Here is a 20,206-nt window from a genome sequence, read left to right as displayed (position 1 = left end):
GCCTCAGTACTTGTAAGCCTGGCGCCCGATCAGCAACCACTTGCCGTGTTGCTTCTGCCAGACCTGGAAGTTGTCGATATCGGTTGGTGTGTCCACACCACTGTTTACCGCCAGAGCATGGAAGTGGTTGCGCACCAGGGCGGTATCGCCGTTAAGGGTGATGGTCTGGTTCTGCATTTCCAGGGTCTTGAAGGCGCTGGTGTGGGTCTCCAGGTCGGCGATAAATTGCGCCTTGTTCTGCACTTTGCCGCTGGAATGGCCGTAGGTGAGCGTGTCGGATGTCAACGCGTGAAGTTGCTTGACGTCCAGGTGCAGCATGGCCTGGGTCAGTTGGTCGACTGCCTGGGCTACGTCCTTTTCAGCGGGGGCGGCGGCGACGTAGCCGGAAAACAGGCACAAGAAGCCGATCAGCACTTTGAGGTTGGGCATGGGTGTTCCTTGTTTTTGTTGGGTGGACACGACGAGGTATGTCGTCGTACAACCATGCAATAATTTGGGCGGGGAAGGAAAGTGAAATCTTGAAATGATTTGACGCGAGTCACGGTCAGCAGGACTTTTGTAGGAGCGAGCTTGCTCGCGAAAAACCCATAGACGCCGCGTTTATTCAGGAAACACGCGGTATCGTTGACGTTTTTCGCGAGCAAGCTCGCTCCTACAGAAGAGGGGAGACTTCCCCATTTGGACAGTGTTTATTCGCTGGGCAGCGGCGGTGTGCGTGGCGGGATCACGCGTTTGCTGCCGGTGGCTTCAAATGCGGCGGCAAAGCGCAGCAGTGCCGAATCATCATAGGCGCGCCCGGCAAAGGTCAGCCCCACCGGCATACCGATATCGGCCATTACGCCCATTGGCACAGTGACGGTGGGTACGCCCAAGTGGCGAATCGCGAGGTTACCGTTGGCCACCCACACGCCGTTGCTCCAGGCGATGTCGGCAGACCCTTCGTTCACGTCGGCATCGGCCGGGCCTACATCGGCTACGGTTGGAAACAGCACGGCGTCGAGCCCAAGGTTGTCCATCCAGTCTTCCAGGTCCAGGCGCCGGGTTTTTTCCAGGCCGCGCAGGCCATCAGGGACGGTGCCGATCTGGTCCCACGGCGTGATGCCGCGTTGGGCCATGCGCACGTATTCATCCATGCCGGCGGCGAGGTCGTCTTCACGGTTGGGCAGGGTGCCGGGGTCGTGCGGGAAGATCTTCGGCCCGTCTACATCCGCCAGGCGGTTGAGCGCCGGATCGTTGTTGGCGCGCAGGAAGTCATCGAAAGCCCAGGCAGACAATTCCCACAGTTCGTCGTGGAGGAACTCCCTGGACACCAGGCCACGGGTGAACACCGTCGGTGCGCCGGGGCGGTCGCCTTCGCAGTTGGATACCAGTGGGAAATCCACCTCGATCACTTCGGCGCCGGCCGCTTCCAGGGCCTGGCGGGCGGCTTGCCAAAGCTCAATCACCGTGGCGCGGGTATTGATCCTTTGCCCGGTGGGCCCACCGATACCGGGCTTTTCGCTGGTGCCGGCCTCGGGATCGGCATTGATGTACATGCGCGGCACACCAAAGCGCTTGCCGGCCAGGCTTTCGCTGCTGACGGCCAGTGCCGCGTATGAAGCCGGGCGCACCGAGGTCACGCTGGGGATCGGCACCCAGGGTTGCAGGCGCCACAGGTCGCCGCGCTTGTCGGGGTCTTCGGCCACCACGACGTCGAGCACTTCAAGCAGGTCAGCCATGGTCCGCGCATACGGCACTACCACGTCCATGGTCGGGGTCAATGGCCAGTTGCCACGCACCGAAATCACCCCACGCGAAGGCGTGTAGGCGCACAAGCCATTATTGGAGGCCGGGCCGCGACCGCTCGACCAGGTTTCTTCAGCCAGGCCGAACGCCGCAAAGCTGGCGGCCGTGGCAGTGCCGGCGCCGTTGGAGGAACCCGATGCAAACGGCGCGGTGAGGTAGTCGGCGTTGTACGGGCTTTCGGCGCGGCCATACACGCCACGCTGCATACCCCCATTGGCCATCGGCGGCATGTTGGTCTTGCCCAGGCAAATCGCGCCTCCGGCGCGCAGTCGCTCAATGGTGAAAGCGTCACGCTGGGCGACCAGCCTGGCAAACGCGGGGCTGCCGGATGCGGCCGTCAGGCCCTTGACCAGGTAACTGTCCTTGGCCGTGTAGGGAATACCATCCAGCGGCCCCAGGGTCTGGCCCTTGGCGCGGCGGGCATCGGAGGCTTGGGCTTCTTTCAGGGCTTCGGGATTGCGCACCACCACGGCATTGAGCGCAGTGGTGGTGTGCGGGCCGTCGTAGGCATCAATCCGCGCCAGGTACGCCTGGACCAGTTCAACGGCCGTGGTCCGGCCAGCTTCAAGCGCAGCGCGCAATTGGGCAATGGAGACTTCAGTAACTTGCATCACGTTTTTTTCGCCGCCTTCACGTGGGGGTATGGCGGCAGTCTACGTACAGATATTTCACAAAACCAGCTAAGGTGACCGCGATGACCACCATTGCACTTCAAGGAAGAGACGATGCACAGACCCTATATCGCCCTGGCTGCCTTGTTGGGATTTACCCTCTACACCGTGGCGACGATGCTCACGGCCGAGCAATCGCTGTTGGCATTTGGACGCGAGCTGATGTCGCGGCCTGATACCGCGCAGGTAGTGATTGATCTGTACTTGATGGCGGTGCTGGCGTGTGTGTGGATGTACCGGGATGCACGTGGGCGAGGGCGCTCCGTGGCGTCGTTGATCCCGTATTTCCTGTTGACGGCGGTGTTCGTGTCGGTAGGGCCGCTGCTGTATATCGTCGTTAATGGGTTTTCGCGACGCACCTGACGGTAGATGCCAATGTGGGAGGGAGCAAAAAACCTCCCACATTGTTCGGACGCGCTCGCTATCAAACGCCCTTGGTCGAAGGCAGCAGTATCGTCAAGATGCCCACCAACGGCAGGAACGAGCACAGCTTGTACACGTACTCGATGCCGTGATGGTCAGCGAGCAACCCGAGCAACGCCGCGCCAATCCCGCTGAAACCGAACATCAGGCCAAAGAATATCCCGGCGATCATGCCCACGTTGCCCGGTACCAGTTCCTGGGCAAACACCACGATGGCCGAGAACGCGGAGGCGATGATAAAGCCAATGACCACGCTGAGTACGGCGGTCCAGAACAGGTCGACATAGGGCAGGGCGAGGGTGAACGGCGCGGCGCCGAGGATCGAGAACCAGATGACTTTCTTGCGGCCGATCTTGTCGCCGATCGGTCCCCCGGCGAAGGTGCCGACCGCCACTGCCCCAAGGAACAGGAACAGGTACATCTGGGAGCTGGCCACTGACAGCTGGAATTTTTCAATCAGGTAAAACGTGAAGTAGCTGGTCAGGCTGGTCATGTACCAGTACTTGGAGAACACCAGCACGGCCAATACCACCAGGGCGAAGGTCACGCGGCCTTTGGACAAGCCGTGGGTGGCCTGGCTGCCTTGCTTGAGCTTGAACAGGTTGAGGTGGTGACGGTACCAGCGGCTCAAGCCATACAGAACCAGGATCGCGAACACCGCAAACAGGCCGAACCAGGCGATATGGGTTTGGCCGTAGGGAATGATGATCGCTGCCGCCAGCAACGGGCCGAACGCGCTGCCGGTGTTGCCGCCGACCTGGAAGGTCGATTGCGCCAGGCCGTAGCGCCCTCCGGAGGCCAGGCGGGCGACCCGTGAGGTTTCCGGGTGGAAGGTCGACGAGCCGACACCCACCAGCCCCGCCGCGAGCAGAATCGCCGGGAAGCTGCCGACAAACGCCAGCATCAAAATACCGATCAAGGTGCACACCATGCCCGCCGGCAGCAGCCAGGGCTTGGGGTGGCGATCGGTGTGGTAGCCGATCCACGGTTGCAGCAGGGAGGCGGTCAACTGGAAGGTCAGGGTGATCAGGCCGACCTGGGTGAAGCTCAGGCCGTAATTGGCTTTGAGCATCGGGTAGATCGACGGCAGCACGGCCTGGATCAGGTCGTTGATCATATGCGCCAGGGCACAGGCGCCGAGGACGCGCATAACCAAAGGGCTTACCTGGGGCGTCGTGGTGGCAGCGGCGGGTGTCGCGGTGAGGCTCGACATGCGGGCATTCCATACAAGGCAGCGAACAGGGGCAGACGGTACTTTAGCGGTCAGCCATTTCTAATTGTTTCGAAAGCTATGCTAAATTCGATGAAAATGCCTGTCTCGCGAAATTCGGGCATAAACCATCGCAAAAAGGGCGAAACAATCAAATCCCTCGACAAATTTCTGCAGGAGATCGATGAAGGCGATTGGGCCGTCATCAGCTCGGCCACCGATTATCCGGAAAACTGGGTGATCCCGGAACACCGCCACAACAAGCATCAACTGCTCTATGCCATCGGCGGGGTGATGGTGGTGTATTCGGCGCTGAATCAATGGACGGTGCCCCCCAACCGTGGCTTCTGGATGCCGTGCGGGCAAGTGCATTCGCTGCGCTGCGTGGGTACGTTGAAGATGCGCAGCGTATTCGTGCGCCCGGACCGTTTCCCGAACCTGCCCTCCGAGCCGAAGACGGTGACGGTTTCGCCGTTGCTGAGTGAGCTGATCAAATCGTCGGTCAGCTTGAAGCCGCCGTATGCCGACGACTCACGCGATGCCAGGATCATGCACCTGATCCTCGACGAACTGGCGATCCTGCCGGACTTGCCCCTGTCCCTGCCGCAGCCCGCCGACCCGCGCCTGAGCCCGATTTGCCTGGCGCTGCAGGACGAACCGGGGGATGCCTCCACCGTCGCCGACTGGAGCGCACGCCTGGGGCTGGATCAAACCACGATCCAGCGCCTGTTTCGCAAGGAAACCGGCATGACCTTCGGCCAGTGGCGCCAGCAGGCACGGCTGCTATTGGCGCTGGAACGTATTGCGGTCGGGCAGAAGATTATCGATGTGGCGTTTGAACTTGGCTACGAAAGCCCCAGCGCCTTTACCAGCATGTTCAAGAAACAGTTTGGCAAGACGCCGAGTCATTTTTTCAGGTAGCACCGCTGATAACGCGAGTTTGCATAGCGCGGCGTGACGCGAGGTAGGCCAGCAACGTGGCGACCACCAGCAAACCAGCACTGAGCTCAAAGGTGGCCTGGTAGCCGCTCAGGTCGAACGCCACGCCGCCCACGGTAGCGCCGGCAGCAATCGCCAATTGGATGATGGCCACCATCAATCCACCGCCCGCCTCGGCGTCATCGGGCAACGTCTGCGCCAGCCACGTCCACCAGCCCACAGGTGCGGCGGTTGCCACCAGGCCCCAACTGCCGAGCAATAGCGTGGTCATCATCGGCGAGCTGCCCCATTGCACCAATGCAAGTGCGAGGCCTGCCATGATCAGCGGGATGGCAATCAGTGTCGGGTACAGGTTGTGCTTAAGGAAGCGATCAATCAAAAACGTACCGGCCAGGCCAGCCAGGCCAAGCACCAACAGCATCAACGACAATGTGGACACCTCAACCTGCGTGACGCTTTCCAGAAATGGGCGCAGATAGGTGAACAACATAAACTGGCCCATGAAGAACACGCTGACGGCGAGCATGCCCAAGGCCACCTTGGGGATTTTCATCAGGCGCAAGGCATTGGCGGTTTTCGCTGCACCCTGGTTTTTCAGCGCGGGAAGGCTGATCAGCAGCCATACCAAAGCAACCACGGCCACCGGTACCACGCAGAAAAACGCACCGCGCCAGCCGATGATCCCGCCAAGAAAGCTGCCCAGCGGTGCGGCGATCACTGTCGCCAACGCGTTGCCGCCATTGACGATGGCCAGGGCACGAGGCACTTGCGCTTGTGGCACCAGGCGCATCGCCGTGGCCGCCGACAATGACCAGAAACCACCAATCGCCACGCCAATCAACGCTCGACCGAGCATGAACACCAGGTAATTGGGCGCTAACGCCACCACGGTGCCGGAGATAATCATCAGCAGCGTTAACGCCATCAAAAGACGCTTGCGATTCACCCGCGCAGCGATCGAGGCGATCACCAGGCTGGTGAGCAGGGCAAACACCCCGGACACGGAAATGCCCTGGCCGGCCTGGCCTTCGGTGATGTGCAGATCGGCGGCCAGCGGTGTCAGCAGGCTGACGGGCATGAATTCAGAGGCGACCAGGGCGAACGCGGCGAGGGACATCGCCAGTACCGCGCCCCAACTGCTTTTGGTAGGTGTATCGGACATGGTGTAAACCCGTTAATGCGTCAATGGCCTGCGCATTTTCCGGATCAAACCCCAGGTTCCATAGTGCGATCCGCCGGATTACTTGCCTGATCCTCTGAGTCTGGCGGTATACCGAGGACTCCTGAGGCGCGTGGGAGTAAAGTTGGGCAAAGAGGCAAAAGAGTCCGTTATGAGCATTCATTCTTCATCCCTGCAAGCGCTCGCGCAGTCCATCGGGTCGCGCACTCCATCGACCGGCGACTACTCTTTGCCGATTCCCGGGCTGGGCTTCTATCGGCGAGAACAACCGGCCGCGCCCGTGGTGTGCATGATCGAACCGTGCATCGTGCTGGTGGTGCGGGGCCAGAAGCAATTGTGGGTCGGCGGTGAGGGTTACCCCTACGACAGCTCACGCTTTCTGGTGACGTCGCTGGATATTCCGGCCAATTCGCAGGTGCTGGTCGCCAGCCCCGAGCAACCGTGCCTGGGGCTGACGTTCAAACTCGACTTGCGCATGTTGGCCGAGCTGATTGCCCAGGGTGATCTGCCGCCGACCCGTGAGCGCGCCGTGTTGAAAGGCGTGGGCATCGGCACGGTCACCGACGGTTTGCTCAACGCATTCGCGCGCCTGGTCGCCTTGCTGGAGGAGCCCGAAGCAATACCGGTACTCGCGCCGTTGATCCAGCGCGAGATTCATTACCGGCTATTGAAAAGCGACCAGGCCGGCCGCTTGCGCCAGATCTGCTCGGTGGACGGGCAGGGTTATCGGATCGCCAAGGCCATCGATTGGCTGAAATTGAATTTCGACGTAGCGCTACGCGTGGAGGAATTGGCAGCACGGGTGCAGATGAGCGCGGCGACTTTTCATCATCATTTCCGACAATTGACCGCAATGAGCCCGTTGCAGTATCAAAAATGGCTGCGCTTGAATGAGGCGCGGCGCTTGATGTTGAACGAGCACCAGGACGTGTCCAGCGCAGCGTTCAAAGTGGGCTATGAGAGCCCGTCACAGTTCAGTCGTGAGTACAGCCGTTTGTTTGGTGTGCCACCCAAGCGCGACATGGCCGCGCTGCGGGGCAGGGCAGGGGTTACTGATCCGGGGCCAGGTTAGCGTAGAAAATGCAGCCGATCAGCCGTGCAAACAGGCTCAGGGTTTCGGGCAGGTTGGGGTCATCGAACAGCATTGCCCGCGAGTCCAGCGCACACAGTGCGCCGAACAGGCGCCCATCGGGCAGAAAGATCGGTGCACCGGCATAGCTTTCGATGGCGTATTGCTTGACCACCGGGCGCGCCGCGAAACGGCCGTTCTGGCTGACTTGCGGAATGAACAACACCTGCGGGTCAATGCAAAACTCACTGCACAAGGTGGTTTCCAGGTCGAGTACATCGTCGACATGGATGCCCATTTGCAGCGGGTCGTAGGCTGAACACACCACCCATTCCTGGTCGGTGAACTTGGCGATGCCGGCAAACCTCATCCCGGTCAAACGCGTGACCAGCTTGAGAATGTTGGTGGTGGCTTCGATTTCTGCAATAGCGGCGCGTTCATCTGCGCTGAGTAACGATTGTGCGGCGGTGACGCTTGTAGCCATGCTGAACACTCCAGTGGCGTGGTCGCTGCCAGCGACCACGCACAGTCAGGCCCTAGTTAATCCGCGGATGTTGTTGCACCAGGTTTTCGCGCTTGGTTTGCAGCGCGGCAATCTCGGCGTCGATGTCTTCGATTTTCTGCTCGATATTGTCGTGATGCTCCTGCAGCAGCTCTTTGGCTTCTTCCATGTCGGAAGCGGCCGGGGCCGCGCCGCGCAGTGGCTTGTTGGCGGTTTCCTTCATGGTCAGGCCGGTGATCAGGCCAACCACTGCAAACACCATCAGGTAGTAGGCGGGCATGTACAGGTCGTTGGTGCTCTCTACCAGCCAGGCTACGGCGGTCGGCGTCACGCCGGCGATCAGCACCGAGACGTTGAAAGCACTGGCCAGTGCGCTGTAGCGCAGGTGGGTGGGGAACATGGCCGGCAAGGTCGAGGCCATCACGCCGATAAAGAAGTTCAGCACAATCGCCAGGATCAACAGGCCGCTGAAGATCAAGCCGGTCTTGCCGCTGGTGATCAGCATGAACGCCGGGATCGACAGGAACAGCAGGCCGATGCTGCCGGCGATGATGAACGGCTTGCGGCCGATCTTGTCGCTGACAAAGCCAATGAACGGCTGCACAAACAACATGCCGACCATGATCGCGATGATGATCAGCACGCCGCTGTTTTCGGCGTAATGCAGGTTGTGCGACAGGTAGCTGGGCATATAGGTGAGCAGCATGTAGTACGTCACGTTGGTGGCCGCGACGATCCCGATGCAGGTCAACAGGCTGCGCCAGTGCTTGGTGGCGATTTCCTTGAATGAGACTTTAGGGCCGTGGCTCAAGCCTTCGCGGTCGCCCTGTTCAAGCTTGTCGACGTGCTGCTGGAACGCTGGTGTCTCTTCCAGTGCATGGCGCAGGTACAGGCCGATAATGCCCAGGGGCAGGGCAAGGAAGAACGGCAGGCGCCAGCCCCAGGACTCGAATTCCGCTTCGCCGAGCACGGTAGAAATCAGTACCACCACACCGGCGCCGAGGACGAAACCGGCGATCGAGCCGAAATCCAGCCAACTGCCGAGGAACCCGCGCTTGCGGTCCGGGGCGTACTCGGCGACGAAGATCGACGCGCCGGTGTACTCGCCGCCCACCGAGAAGCCTTGGGCCATTTTGCACAACAGCAGCAGGATCGGCGCCCAGATGCCAATGGAGGCATAGCCGGGAATCAAGCCAATGGCGAAGGTGCTCAGGGACATGATTACGATCGTGGCGGCCAGGACTTTTTGCCGTCCGTACTTATCGCCCAGCGCGCCGAAGAACAGGCCGCCCAATGGACGAATCAGGAAGGGCACGGAGAAGGTGGCCAGTGCAGCGATCATTTGTACGCTGGGGGACGCGTCGGGGAAGAACACCTTGCCCAGCACATAGGCGACAAAGCCGTAGACGCCAAAGTCGAACCATTCCATGGCATTGCCAAGGGCGGCAGCGGTGATCGCCTTGCGCATCTTGTTGTCGTCGACAATGGTGATGTCTTTCAAGCCGATGGGTTTGACGCGTTTTTTCCGTAGTTTCATGCGGGCCACTCTAAAGCTGAACGGGGAGGTGCCATCGCTACGATGGCACCGCTCTGTCAGTTCAGATACAAGTGGACACGAAATAATTCACCGCTTCGGCTATTTTTTCTCGCATTAGCGAAAATATCGTTGTGAGTGTCACTGCGGCGATGCGCAAATCCAGGTCTCAACCAAATTCAAATGTGGGAGGGGGCTTGCCCCCGATGGCGGCCTGATAGCCCTCGGGGTTTGGCTCTGTAGGAGCGAGCTTGCTCGCGAAAAATTTACCGGCGCCGCGTTCATTCAGGAAGCACGCTTTATCGTTGGCGTTTTTCGCGAGCAAGCTCGCTCCTACAGAGGGCAATGTACGCTTGGCCGACTGGCGTCTCCTGCCACATTGCTGAGCACCGGTGGCGGCTTTGTTGACTAAACTGGGTTCGGTCATGCCGCAAAATCGGGACGTTATTTGTATGCCAAACCTCCACTCACGCCTTATCTACCGCCAACCGCGGCAGGCTGATGTCCAGCGGCTGTTCGCAATTTTCGGCGATCCGCAGACCAATTTATTCAACCCCGCCGGGCCCATGCCCGATCTTGCAGCGGCCCAACGCTTGTTGGCTCACTGGATGGAACAATGGGCGCTTAACGGCTACGGCTGGTGGGCAATTGCCCGCAGAGAGGCGCCTGAACGCATCATCGGGTTTGGCGGCATTGCACCGCTCAACTATCTGACAACACCGCGTATTAATCTGGGTTACCGATTTGCCGTCGAAGCCTGGGGGCAGGGCTACGCCACCGAGGTGGGCCGTGATGCATTGGCGCTGGCCTTTGTGAACCTCGGCTTGCCCGAGGTTTTCGGGCTTGTACGACCCGATCATGCCGCCTCGATCCGCGTACTGGAGAAGATCGGCATGCAACCCTTTGGCGTGCTTGATGATGTACCTGGTCAGGCACCCAGCCGGGTGCTGCGGGTTTGTCATCCTACAACCGCTCGTGTCTGACGCTTTTTAAATTCGCATAATTCCTCGATAAACGGTGCTCGTTCAGATTGACACTGCAAGGGCGTACCGATATAAAAGTCGCAGTTGTACGACGACATATGACGTTACATATGTCTTACCTAACAAAAATAAAAAAGTGATGCCATGAATCTGAACGAGCCCATCAGTGCCTATCGTGTCGGCCAGGCGGTCGGCAGCTATCGCTGGACGATCTGCGCGATGCTGTTTTTCGCGACCACGGTCAACTATCTCGACCGTCAGGTGCTGAGCCTGTTGGCGCCGCAGCTCTCGACACAATTTGGCTGGAGTAACACCGATTACGCCAACATCGCCGCGGTGTTCCAGTTTGTTTACGCAATTTCCATGCTGTTTGCCGGGCGCTTCGTCGACAAGATCGGCACCAAGGCCGCCTATGTGGTGGCGATCGGCATCTGGTCCACCGGGGCGATCATGCATGCGTTTTCGGTGCCGATGGGCCAGGGCGTTGCGGCGCTCAGCAGCGCGATTGGCCTGGCGGTGATTCCGGTGTCGATTGCCGGTTTCATGCTGTCGCGTGCGGTGTTGGCGATCGGCGAAGCGGGTAATTTCCCCATCGCCATCAAAGCCACCGCTGAATATTTCCCCAAGAAGGAACGCTCCCTGGCTACCGGCATCTTCAACTCCGGTGCCAACGTCGGCGCAATCCTGGCGCCGATCTGCGTGCCGTTGATCGCCGGCTTGTGGGGTTGGGAAGCGGCGTTTATGGTCATCGGCATGTTGGGTTTCGTGTGGGTGGCGGTCTGGGCCGCCGTGTACGAAAAACCGGAACAGCAAAAACGCCTGTCCGCCGAAGAACTGGCCTACATCCGCAGCGATCAAACCGTACAGCCTTTCACTCCTGAGCCCGCGCAGACCAGCGCAAAGAAAGTTTCCTGGTTCAAACTGCTGACCTACCGCCAGACGTGGGCGTTCGCGTTCGGCAAGTTCATGACTGACGGGGTGTGGTGGTTTTTCCTGTTTTGGCTGCCCACCTACCTGTCGGCGCAATACGGCATGAAAGGCGCCGACATCGTGATGCCGTTGGCAGTGCTGTACAGCATGACCATGGTCGGCAGCATTGGTGGCGGCTGGTTCCCCAGCTACTTCATGGCGCGCGGCGACGCACCCTATGACGGGCGCATGAAAGCCATGCTGGTGATTGCGCTGTTCCCGCTGGTGGTGTTGCTGGCGCAGCCGCTGGGTTACCTGAGCTTCTGGGTACCGGTGCTGCTGATCGGTGTGGGCGCTTCGGCACACCAGGCGTGGTCGTGCAATATCTTCACCACCGTGTCCGATATGTTCCCGCAGAAAACCGTGGCTTCGGTGGTCGGCATTGGCGGCATGGCTGGGGGCCTGGGCGGCGTGGTTATGACCAAGATCGGCGGTTGGGTGTTCGATTACTACAAGTCCATCAACGATATCCACACCGGCTACATGATCATGTTCGCCATCTGCGCCCTGGCTTACCTGGTGGCCTGGAGCGTGATGAAGGCACTGGTGCCGCGTCACAAGGAAATTACGGATCTGTAGGGGCCGCTTCAGGCAACCGTAGAAACGCCATCAGCGCGGCAACGATGGCTTCTGGCGCATCTTCTGCGGCGCCAAGGCGTCACTTGCATGGGTCATGATTGAATCCCTGCGAAGCATCGTGGGTTGTCACGGACTTTGCGCCCGCCAGGATGATACGAACCGCCATCACTACACCGATCAGCACCGCGGCCAGGCCCGCGGCTTCCATAGCCGTCGGCCAGCGCTGGTGAAACCACAGGCCGAGCAGGGTTGCAAACAGGGATTCCAGCGCAATCAACTGGCCGCTCAGAACCATGGGCAAGCGCCGCGTCGCAGCGTTCCACGCCCACGCACCGACGACGGTGGACATCACCGCGATCACCAGGCTCCAGGCATACAGCGGCCACGCCTGATGCAAGCCAGCAGCAAGGATGGGCAACTGCAACAAGCCTAGCGCGTAAATCCAGGGCAGCAGGCACAGCGCCGCAACGCCTGCGCCCACCAACATCAGAGCGGTCCACAGGCCGGTTGCGCCATCCGGCAGGCGTGCCAGCTGCGTCTGGTTGATCACGCTGAAGCCCAGCCACAAGGCCACCGCGCCCAAGGAGAAAAATAACCCGGCCAGCCAGGCGCCGGTGCCCAACGAGGGCTGATGGAGGCTGCTGATATTGGCCAGCAAAAGCCCCACAGTGAGGCAAGCCAACGGCGTCATCAACTGGCGCCAGTGCAGGGTTTTATGGCGGGCGTTGCCTATCAGCGCCAGCAGCACCGGGACCATCCCGACAAACGCTGGCGTCAACACCGGGCCACCGAATATCACACCGGCCGCAATGCACACGCCATAACCCACGCAACCCAATGCGCCCAGCAGCGCCGCGAACAGGCACTGGCCACGGCTGAGTGTCCGCAGTTGCGATCGGCACAGGATCATCCAGACGATGCCCAGCCCGCCGGCCATCAGAAAGCGCACAGCCATAAGATCGTAGAGGCTATAAGCCCCGGTGACATAGGGCGCAATGAAGTTCAGCGCCCAGCCAAGGGTGGCGACCACCGCGCATATCACACCGACGAAAACAGAGGCTTGGGAAGTACTCATCAGTCTGGCCCATGAAGTAATGGATCCATGGTGCCCAGCCACGAGGCTGTGCTACAAACGAGTTCTCGGCCGTTGATGTATTACCTCAGATTATGAATCTACTTGGCAAAACCCTACCGCCACTCGCCAGCCTGTTGCCGTTTGAGGCCGCCGCGCGCCTGGAGAGTTTTTCCAGGGCGGCCGATGAGTTGCACATCACCCAGGCCGCTGTCAGCCGACAGATTCGCGGGCTGGAAGATAACCTGGGGGTGAAACTGTTTAGTCGGCGCAACCGCGCGGTATTCCTGACCCAAGAGGGGCGCGAGCTGGGGCGGGTGGTCAGCGCCGCGTTGCAAAGCATCAGTGATGGCGCGGCTCAACTGCGCGCGGCACCGCAACGCAATCGGGTGGTGCTGTTGTGCCAATTGTGCGAGGCGTTCTATTGGTTGATGCCGCGCCTGTCGACTTTCCACCAGCAATACCCGCAGGTTGAGATCCAGGTGGTGACCTGTACGCGGCCCATCACGCAGTTCGACGGCCACTTCGATGTGGCCCTGCAAAGTACCCGGCGCGCCAGTGGCGCCCACACGCTGATGTTTACCGCTTCTGATGAAGTGTTTCCGGTGTGCAGTCCCGCCTACCTGTGTCCGCAGCAGCCGTTATCGCTTGCCGAGTTACAGCCCTGCACCTTTTTGCACCATAGCTCTGAACCTCCGCACTTGATGGAGTGGGATGAGTGGCTGCAAGGGTTCGGGCGGGAGTTGGCCAAAGATGCACGCAGTGTCACCTTCGACAGCTACCCGCTGATGTTGCAGGCGGCGGTGGAAGGGCACGGTGTCGCCATGGGTTGGCGTCGCACGGCCAGCAGGTTGATTGAGAGTGGGGCGCTGGTGCGCCCATGTGCTGAAAGCGTGTTTTTGCCCGAGGCTATTTCGGTCTACAGGCAGCACGGTGCGGGCAGTCGGGAGGAAGTGGCTGCATTGCTGGCCTGGCTTGAAGCGCAATTGCACAAGGACGACTGACAGGGACGTCGCCGCCCCTGTCACACCCGCTTATTTATTTCGGGTGACGCGCCAAACGGTATTGGCCAGGTCGTCGGCAATGATCAGTGCGCCTTTGGGGTCTACCGTCACGCCCACCGGGCGCCCACGGGTTTTGCCATCGTCACCGCGAAAACCCGTGGCGAAGTCGATGGGCTCGCCCGCCGGCTTGCCGTTACTGAACGGTACGAAGATCACCTTGTAGCCCACCGGCGCATCACGGTTCCAGCTGCCGTGCTCGCCGACGAACGCACCCTCGGCAAATTGTTCACCCATGGCCGGGATGGAAAAATCCACCCCCAGTGCGGCCACGTGGGAACCCAGGCTGTAATCCGGCTTGATCGCCGAGGCCACCTTGGCCGGGTTCTGCGGTTGTGCGCGTGGGTCGACGTTCTGGCCCCAGTAGCTGTAGGGCCAGCCGTAGAAGGCACCTTCACGCACTGACGTCAGGTAGTCTGGCACCAGGTCGGGGCCGAGTTCATCGCGTTCGTTGACCACCGTCCACAGTTGCCCGGAGCCCGGTTGGATGGTCAACGCCGTCGGGTTGCGCAGGCCGGTGGCATAGGGCTTGTGCGCACCGGTGGCCGCTTCGATCTGCCAGACCATGGCGCGGTCAATCTCCACTTCCATGCCGCGCTCGGTGATATTGCTGTTGGAGCCGATGCCTACATACAGTTGGCGCCCGTCGTCACTGATAGCCAATGACTTGGTCCAGTGGTGGTTGATCTGCGCCGGCAGGTCGGTGACTTTGACCGGCGGGGCGCTGGCCTTGGTCTGGCCGTCGGCGTAGTCAAAACGTACCAATGCGTCCTGGTTGGCCACATACAGTTTGCCGTCGGCGTAGGCCAGGCCGTAGGGGGCGTTGAGGTTGTCGGCGAAGATGGTCTTGAGTTCATAGGTGCCGTCACCGTCGGCATCGCGCAGCAGGGTAATGCGGTTGCCGCCTTTGACCTTGGTGTTGCCCTGGGCCTTGATCACACTGGCAATGACGTCCTTGGGCTTGAGCTTGGCCGCACTGCCGCCACGGCCTTCGGCCACGAGGATGTCGCCGTTGGGCAGCACCAGGGTCTGACGCGGGATGGCCAGGTCGGTGGCGATGGCGGTCACGCTGTAGCCTTCTGGCACCTTGGGCTTTTGCTCGCCCCACGGGGTGGGCTCGGCGATCTTCATGCTTGGCAGCAGGCTGCTTTGTTGTTCGGGCAGCTTGGGGTCGGGGCCGCGGGCCTGGGTCTTGTCACCTTCGGCGCCACAGGCACTCAGCAGCAGAGCTGCGCTGAGCACGGTCAATGTGTTGAGTGGTTTCATCGGGCAGCTCCTGAGCGCAGGTTGGTCAAGCCGATCCAGGTGGCGATGATCGCCAGGGCGGTGACGATGGCCGACAGCACCAGGCCGGCAGGCATCATGGCGTACGCGTCCTTGGCGTGTTGGAAGGCATTGACCAGCCCGAGCACCCAAGTGGCCAGCAACAGCAGGAAATACGCCACGGGGCGCCCGCCCTTGTGTTCGGCACGCACCAGGTTGACCAGCGCAAACAGCAGGGCAAAACCACAGAACACCAGCGCGCCGGCGATCAGCCAGGAGGCGAAGTTGGCCCATTGAATCTGATAACTCTGGCCGTAGGCGATATCACTGAGCAAGGCGCCGAGAAACAACGGCACGGTGCCGGCCAGCAAGGTCCCATGCAGCGGGCCAGGTCTGACGACGGGGTAGGTGGGTAGGGTAGTCATGGTGGTGGCGGCTCCTTATCGTTCTGCACCCTGGAGTCAGGGCGCGCTGACTTCGCATAGGAAAGGAGCATGGCACTTGCAAGAAAGTTCACTGGGAGGGCGTGCCGAGATGTTTTGCCAACAGGATTCTGTTGATGTGTTTACGACGGTTGCGACATGACGCATCCTCCCGCGCTCGACATTAGGAAATGCTTTATGCCCACCCTACAACCCGCGGGCATCGATGCCGACGGCTATATCCTCACCGTCACCGAAGCCCCTATACAACCCGAGTTTCAACCGCTGCTGGCGGACATCTGCGCCACCCTGTCTCAGCCCGCGCTTGGGCTGCACGGGATTTATCTGTATGGCAGCGTCGCACGGGGCCAGGCCGAGGCCGGAGTTTCCGACCTTGACCTTTCGCTGATACTGATCGAACCAGCGGATGCGCCCGTGCTTGAGCAATTGGAGTCGGCCAGACTCGTCTTGGAACAACGGCATCCGAGCGTCACCAAGATCGACTTCGATATCGGCCATCGCGCCCAGGTGTTGGCGCCCGAAAACCGAAACAGTTGGGGCTTTTGGCTCAAACATCATTGCCGCTGTGTCTGGGGCGAAGACCTGTCACAGCACTTCAAAGCCTTTCGCCCGTCCCGGGCTATTGCGGTGGCGGTCAATGGTGATTTCGAGCAGGCGCTCACGGCGTATCTCGTGCGTATCGAACAGGCCAGCACTGAGCACACACGCCATCGTCTGCAGCGTGAAGCATCGCGGGCCTTGATCCGGGCTACCCACACTTTGCGTGCAGACGATGCGCAAATGTGGCCGCACACCCTGGAAGAGTACGTCGGGCTGTTTGTTCAGCATTACCCGAATATGCGTGTGCAAATCGCCTACTTCCTGTTTGAGGCACGCAACCCGAGCGCCGAGGGCGAGGCGTTTGCTACACGCCTAAGGGCGTTTTTGAGTTGGATGGTTTCGGCACTTATAGAAAGGAATCAATCAGATGCGTGAACGTGAAGCCGCACGATTACTGGTCATAAACCCTGCACGGCAAGTGTTGCTATTTCGCTTCGTGCATAAAGACGGCGCCCTGGCCGGCCAGGATTACTGGGCCACGCCGGGCGGTGGTGTGGAGGCAGGGGAGACTTTTTACAGCGCCGCGATTCGTGAGTTGCGCGAAGAGACTGGAATCACGGTGAGCAGCGTCGGGGAGTGTGTAGCAAAGCGTAACGTGACCTTGATGCTACCCTGCGGCGAAACGGTGCTGGCGGTTGAGCAGTACTTCGTTGTGCATGCGCCCAGCGAAGCGTTATCCAGGGCCGAGTGGACGCTACAGGAGACCCAGGTAATGGCGGATCATCGCTGGTGGTCGGCAGAAGCGTTGCACGCGACGAGCGATACGGTATGGCCGCAGGCGTTGCCGCAAATGCTGGAGGATGCCGGGGTGTTTTAACCGCTCAGGCCTGCAAGCGGTCGCCACCGTGCGTTTACCCTGATGGATGTCTGTTGTGCTAATTAATGACTGGCCAGGATTTCACTCGTCTGGAACACCCGGGCATAGTCCATCGCCAAGTTACTGAGCGACAGCGCGTGTACATCTTCAGCAGCCCACAGCCGCCCCGACAAGTCGGCTTGATCGAAGGTAAAACAGGCATCCGCCGCCACGATCACGTCGAACCCCAGATTGCCGGCCGAGCGTGCGGTGGATTCCACGGAATTGTTAGTGATGACCCCAACGATCACCAGTTGCTTGATCGCGCGCATGTGCAACCAGCGCTCCAGGCCCGTGGCAGTAAATGCGTCCGGTACGTTTTTCTCCACCACATGCTCGTGGGTCAGCGGGTGCAGCGCGTCCTGAAACTCACAGCCTGGCTGGCCTGGCCGGAACACCGAAGCGCCAGAGCGGGAGATATGCCGCACATGGATGATCGGGCGTTGCGCCTGGCGCCAGGCATTAAGCAGATGTTGTATGCGCAGTTCGGCGTCTGGGTTGTTGCGGCGGCCAAGGGCAGGATCGGCCATGCCTTTTTGCATATCGATGATCAGCAATGCGGCGTTCGTCGCTATCGGTTCCATGGCCTGTCCTGGCAGTGGTGAACATTATCCAACTGGCGCAACGCGCTCCCACAGGGCGGACGTTACCACCGATCGGCAGCCCACACGCAAAACCCTGAGACTTCCCGGCGAAACGCTTCATAATGGCGGCCAATTTGTTTAGCTCGTTATTCTGGTGTGCCCGCATGGAAATTAAGGTCAACTTTCTCGACAACCTTCGGCTTGAAGCCAAGTTCGATGACTTCACGGTCATTGCCGACCAGCCCATCCGCTACAAGGGCGATGGGTCGGCACCGGGGCCATTCGATTACTTCCTGGCTTCGTCGGCGTTGTGTGCGGCGTACTTTGTGAAGTTGTACTGCCAGACGCGCAATATTCCCACCGAGAATATTCGCCTGTCGCAGAACAACATCGTAGACCCGGAAAACCGCTACAACCAGATTTTCAAGATCCAGGTCGAGCTGCCGGCCGACATCTCTGACAAGGACCGCCAGGGCATCCTGCGTTCCATCGACCGTTGCACTGTGAAGAAAGTGGTGCAGGCCGGGCCGGAGTTCGTGATTGAGCAGGTGGAAAATCTCGACGCCGACGCACAGGCGTTGTTGATGCCAAACACGACTTGCGAAGCGGGCACTTACATCGCCGGCAAGGACCTGCCGCTGGAGCAGACCATCGCCAACATGTCTTCGATCCTTGCCGGCCTGGGCATGAAGATTGAGATCGCCTCGTGGCGCAATATCGTGCCTAACGTCTGGTCGCTGCATGTCCGCGATGCGCATTCGCCGATGTGCTTCACCAACGGCAAGGGCGCAACGAAGGAGGGCGCACTGGCGTCGGCGCTGGGCGAGTTTATCGAGCGGCTCAACTGCAACTTCTTTTATAACGACCAGTTCTGGGGCGAAGAACTGGCCAATGCGCCGTTCGTGCATTACCCGGATGAGCGCTGGTTTCAGCCGGGCCCCGACGATAAGCTGCCGAGTGAAATCCTCGATGCCTACTGCCTGAAGATTTACAACCGCGAGGGCGAGTTGCGCGGTTCGCACCTGTTCGACACCAACTCGGGCAATGAAGCCCGCGGCATTGTCTCGCTGCCGTTCGTGCGCCAGTCCGATGGCGAGGTGGTGTATTTTCCGTCCAACCTGATCGAGAACCTCTACCTGAGCAACGGTATGAGCGCCGGCAACACCCTGGCCGAAGCCCAGGTGCAGTGTCTGTCTGAGATTTTCGAGCGGGCGGTGAAGCGAGAAATCATCGAAGGTGAATTCGCCCTACCGGATGTACCTGCCGAGGTGTTGGCTAAATACCCTGGCATCCTCGCCGGTATTGAGGGGCTGGAGGCCCAGGGCTTCCCGGTACTGGTCAAGGATGCATCCCTGGGCGGTGAATTTCCGGTGATGTGCGTGACCTTGATGAACCCGCGCACCGGTGGCGTGTTTGCCTCGTTCGGCGCGCACCCGAGCCTGGAAGTGGCACTGGAACGCAGCCTCACCGAACTGCTGCAGGGCCGCAGCTTCGAAGGCTTGAACGACCTGCCGCAGCCGACCTTCGAAGGCCAGGCGGTGACCGAGCCGAACAACTTCGTCGAGCACTTTATCGACTCCAGCGGCGTGGTGTCGTGGCGCTTCTTCAGCGCACAGTCGGATTACGAGTTCGTGGAATGGGACTTCTCCGGCCATGGCGAAGATTCCAACGCCCAGGAGGCCGCGACCCTGTTCGGCATCCTCGAAGGCATGGGCAAAGAGTCCTACATGGCGGTGTACGAACACCTGGGCGCCACGGCCTGTCGCATCCTGGTGCCGGACTATTCGGAAATCTACCCGGTAGACGACCTGATCTGGGACAACACCAACAAGGCGCTGTTCTTCCGTGAAGACATCCTCAACTTGCATCGCCTTGACGAGGACGAATTGCAAGCGTTGGTCGAGCGCCTGATTGAAAGCGAGCTGGACGACTACACCGACATCACCACGCTGATCGGCATCGAGTTCGACGACAACACCGCGTGGGGCCAGTTGACTATCCTGGAGCTCAAACTGCTGATCTTCCTGGCCTTGAAGCAGTATGAAGAAGCCAAGGAATGCGTGGAGATGTTCCTGCAGTACAACGACAACACCGTCGAGCGCGGCCTGTTTTACCAGGCGATGAATGCGGTGCTGGAGATGGAACTGGATGATGACCTGGAACTGGCTGACTACGAGGCTAATTTCCGACGCATGTTCGGCAATGAGCGCATGGACGCGGTGATCGGCTCGGTGGACGGCAGGGTGCGGTTCTACGGGTTGACGCCGACCAGCATGAAGCTGGAAGGGCTGGACCGGCATTTGCGCTTGATCGACAGCTACAAGAAGCTGCATGCGGCGCGGGCCAACGTCACCCAAGGCTGATACACGCCCCTTGTGGGACTGGGCTTGTGTGGGAGCTGGCTTGCCTGCGATAGCATCACTGCGGTGTAACAGACACACCGAGGTGTCTGCATCGCAGGCAAGCCAGCTCCCACATAAGGC

General features: G+C 60.3%; 19 protein-coding genes. 9 read left to right on the top strand and 10 right to left on the bottom strand.

The features are described from left to right. Positions 1-3 precede the first annotated feature (3 nt). Positions 4-429, bottom strand: coding sequence for a nuclear transport factor 2 family protein (locus TX23_RS18735; protein ID WP_057703479.1), 426 nt, complete (start codon positions 427-429; stop codon positions 4-6). 260 nt (positions 430-689) lie between these two features. Continuing rightward, entirely contained in the window at positions 690-2,399 is a 1,710-nt protein-coding gene (locus TX23_RS18730; RefSeq protein ID WP_057703478.1) for an amidase, read from the bottom strand. A 111-nt stretch (positions 2,400-2,510) separates the two neighbouring features. On the opposite strand from TX23_RS18730, the gene TX23_RS18725 reads away from it, so the two are divergent. Then, entirely contained in the window at positions 2,511-2,819 is a 309-nt protein-coding gene (locus tag TX23_RS18725; RefSeq protein ID WP_057703477.1) for a DUF2834 domain-containing protein, read from the top strand. A gap of 61 nt (positions 2,820-2,880) precedes the next feature. Here TX23_RS18725 and TX23_RS18720 read toward each other — a convergent pair whose 3' ends face one another. Next, on the bottom strand, positions 2,881-4,092 hold the full coding sequence (locus TX23_RS18720; RefSeq protein ID WP_057703476.1) for an MFS transporter: 1,212 nt from the start codon (positions 4,090-4,092) through the stop codon (positions 2,881-2,883). A gap of 96 nt (positions 4,093-4,188) precedes the next feature. On the opposite strand from TX23_RS18720, the gene TX23_RS18715 reads away from it, so the two are divergent. Then, entirely contained in the window at positions 4,189-5,010 is an 822-nt protein-coding gene (locus TX23_RS18715; RefSeq protein ID WP_057703631.1) for an AraC family transcriptional regulator, read from the top strand. Here TX23_RS18715 and TX23_RS18710 read toward each other — a convergent pair. Then, complete coding sequence (locus TX23_RS18710; RefSeq protein WP_057703475.1) at positions 5,003-6,190, bottom strand: MFS transporter; 1,188 nt, start codon at positions 6,188-6,190, stop codon at positions 5,003-5,005. The genes TX23_RS18715 and TX23_RS18710 overlap by 8 nt on opposite strands. Before the next feature lie 169 nt (positions 6,191-6,359). On the opposite strand from TX23_RS18710, the gene TX23_RS18705 reads away from it, so the two are divergent. Next, positions 6,360-7,280: an AraC family transcriptional regulator gene (locus tag TX23_RS18705; protein ID WP_057703474.1), complete on the top strand. Its 921-nt coding sequence runs from the start codon at positions 6,360-6,362 to the stop codon at positions 7,278-7,280. On the opposite strand, the gene TX23_RS18700 is transcribed toward TX23_RS18705, so the two are convergent. Both TX23_RS18700 and proP read right to left on the bottom strand, forming a co-directional pair. After that, on the bottom strand, positions 7,258-7,761 hold the full coding sequence (locus tag TX23_RS18700; RefSeq protein WP_057703473.1) for a GAF domain-containing protein: 504 nt from the start codon (positions 7,759-7,761) through the stop codon (positions 7,258-7,260). The two genes, TX23_RS18705 and TX23_RS18700, sit on opposite strands and share 23 nt — an antisense overlap. Before the next feature lie 52 nt (positions 7,762-7,813). Beyond that, on the bottom strand, positions 7,814-9,316 hold the full coding sequence (gene proP, locus TX23_RS18695) for a glycine betaine/L-proline transporter ProP (protein WP_057703472.1): 1,503 nt from the start codon (positions 9,314-9,316) through the stop codon (positions 7,814-7,816). A gap of 449 nt (positions 9,317-9,765) precedes the next feature. Between proP and TX23_RS18690 the strand changes: the two genes are divergently transcribed. Together TX23_RS18690 and TX23_RS18685 are read left to right on the top strand one after the other, a co-directional pair. Then, positions 9,766-10,296 (top strand): GNAT family N-acetyltransferase, encoded by a 531-nt coding sequence (locus TX23_RS18690; RefSeq protein ID WP_057703471.1) that lies wholly within the window; start codon positions 9,766-9,768, stop codon positions 10,294-10,296. A 144-nt stretch (positions 10,297-10,440) separates the two neighbouring features. After that, complete coding sequence (locus TX23_RS18685; RefSeq protein ID WP_057703470.1) at positions 10,441-11,844, top strand: MFS transporter; 1,404 nt, start codon at positions 10,441-10,443, stop codon at positions 11,842-11,844. A 79-nt stretch (positions 11,845-11,923) separates the two neighbouring features. Here TX23_RS18685 and TX23_RS18680 read toward each other — a convergent pair whose 3' ends face one another. Next, positions 11,924-12,919 carry a DMT family transporter gene (locus TX23_RS18680; RefSeq protein ID WP_057703469.1) on the bottom strand — a complete coding sequence of 332 codons (996 nt, stop codon included), beginning with the start codon at positions 12,917-12,919 and terminating at the stop codon, positions 11,924-11,926. Between the two features lie 92 nt (positions 12,920-13,011). Between TX23_RS18680 and TX23_RS18675 the strand changes: the two genes are divergently transcribed. Next, positions 13,012-13,920, top strand: coding sequence for a LysR substrate-binding domain-containing protein (locus TX23_RS18675; RefSeq protein WP_057703468.1), 909 nt, complete (start codon positions 13,012-13,014; stop codon positions 13,918-13,920). Positions 13,921-13,950: 30 nt separating this feature from the next. Here TX23_RS18675 and TX23_RS18670 read toward each other — a convergent pair whose 3' ends face one another. Together TX23_RS18670 and TX23_RS18665 are read right to left on the bottom strand one after the other, a co-directional pair. Further along, complete coding sequence (locus TX23_RS18670; protein ID WP_057703467.1) at positions 13,951-15,243, bottom strand: PQQ-dependent sugar dehydrogenase; 1,293 nt, start codon at positions 15,241-15,243, stop codon at positions 13,951-13,953. Further along, positions 15,240-15,665 carry a DUF2231 domain-containing protein gene (locus tag TX23_RS18665; RefSeq protein WP_057703466.1) on the bottom strand — a complete coding sequence of 142 codons (426 nt, stop codon included), beginning with the start codon at positions 15,663-15,665 and terminating at the stop codon, positions 15,240-15,242. Before TX23_RS18665 ends, TX23_RS18670 begins: the two co-directional genes overlap by 4 nt. A gap of 195 nt (positions 15,666-15,860) precedes the next feature. Here TX23_RS18665 and TX23_RS18660 point away from each other — a divergent pair, with 195 nt between their 5' ends. After that, positions 15,861-16,658: a nucleotidyltransferase domain-containing protein gene (locus tag TX23_RS18660; RefSeq protein ID WP_057703465.1), complete on the top strand. Its 798-nt coding sequence runs from the start codon at positions 15,861-15,863 to the stop codon at positions 16,656-16,658. Beyond that, entirely contained in the window at positions 16,651-17,100 is a 450-nt protein-coding gene (locus TX23_RS18655) for an NUDIX hydrolase (RefSeq protein WP_057703464.1), read from the top strand. The genes TX23_RS18660 and TX23_RS18655 overlap by 8 nt, the downstream gene beginning before the upstream one ends. A gap of 62 nt (positions 17,101-17,162) precedes the next feature. On the opposite strand, the gene TX23_RS18650 is transcribed toward TX23_RS18655, so the two are convergent. Continuing rightward, positions 17,163-17,723 (bottom strand): cysteine hydrolase family protein, encoded by a 561-nt coding sequence (locus tag TX23_RS18650; RefSeq protein ID WP_057703463.1) that lies wholly within the window; start codon positions 17,721-17,723, stop codon positions 17,163-17,165. A gap of 164 nt (positions 17,724-17,887) precedes the next feature. Between TX23_RS18650 and TX23_RS18645 the strand changes: the two genes are divergently transcribed. Beyond that, positions 17,888-20,086, top strand: a complete 2,199-nt coding sequence (locus tag TX23_RS18645) for an OsmC domain/YcaO domain-containing protein (protein ID WP_057703462.1) — start codon at positions 17,888-17,890, stop codon at positions 20,084-20,086. Positions 20,087-20,206 lie beyond the last annotated feature (120 nt).

It is taken from the genome of Pseudomonas paralactis (genome assembly GCF_001439735.1).
GTDB lineage: Bacteria > Pseudomonadota > Gammaproteobacteria > Pseudomonadales > Pseudomonadaceae > Aquipseudomonas > Aquipseudomonas paralactis.
Note: the sequence above shows the minus strand (reverse complement) of the source record. Positions and strands in the feature narration are given on the sequence as shown.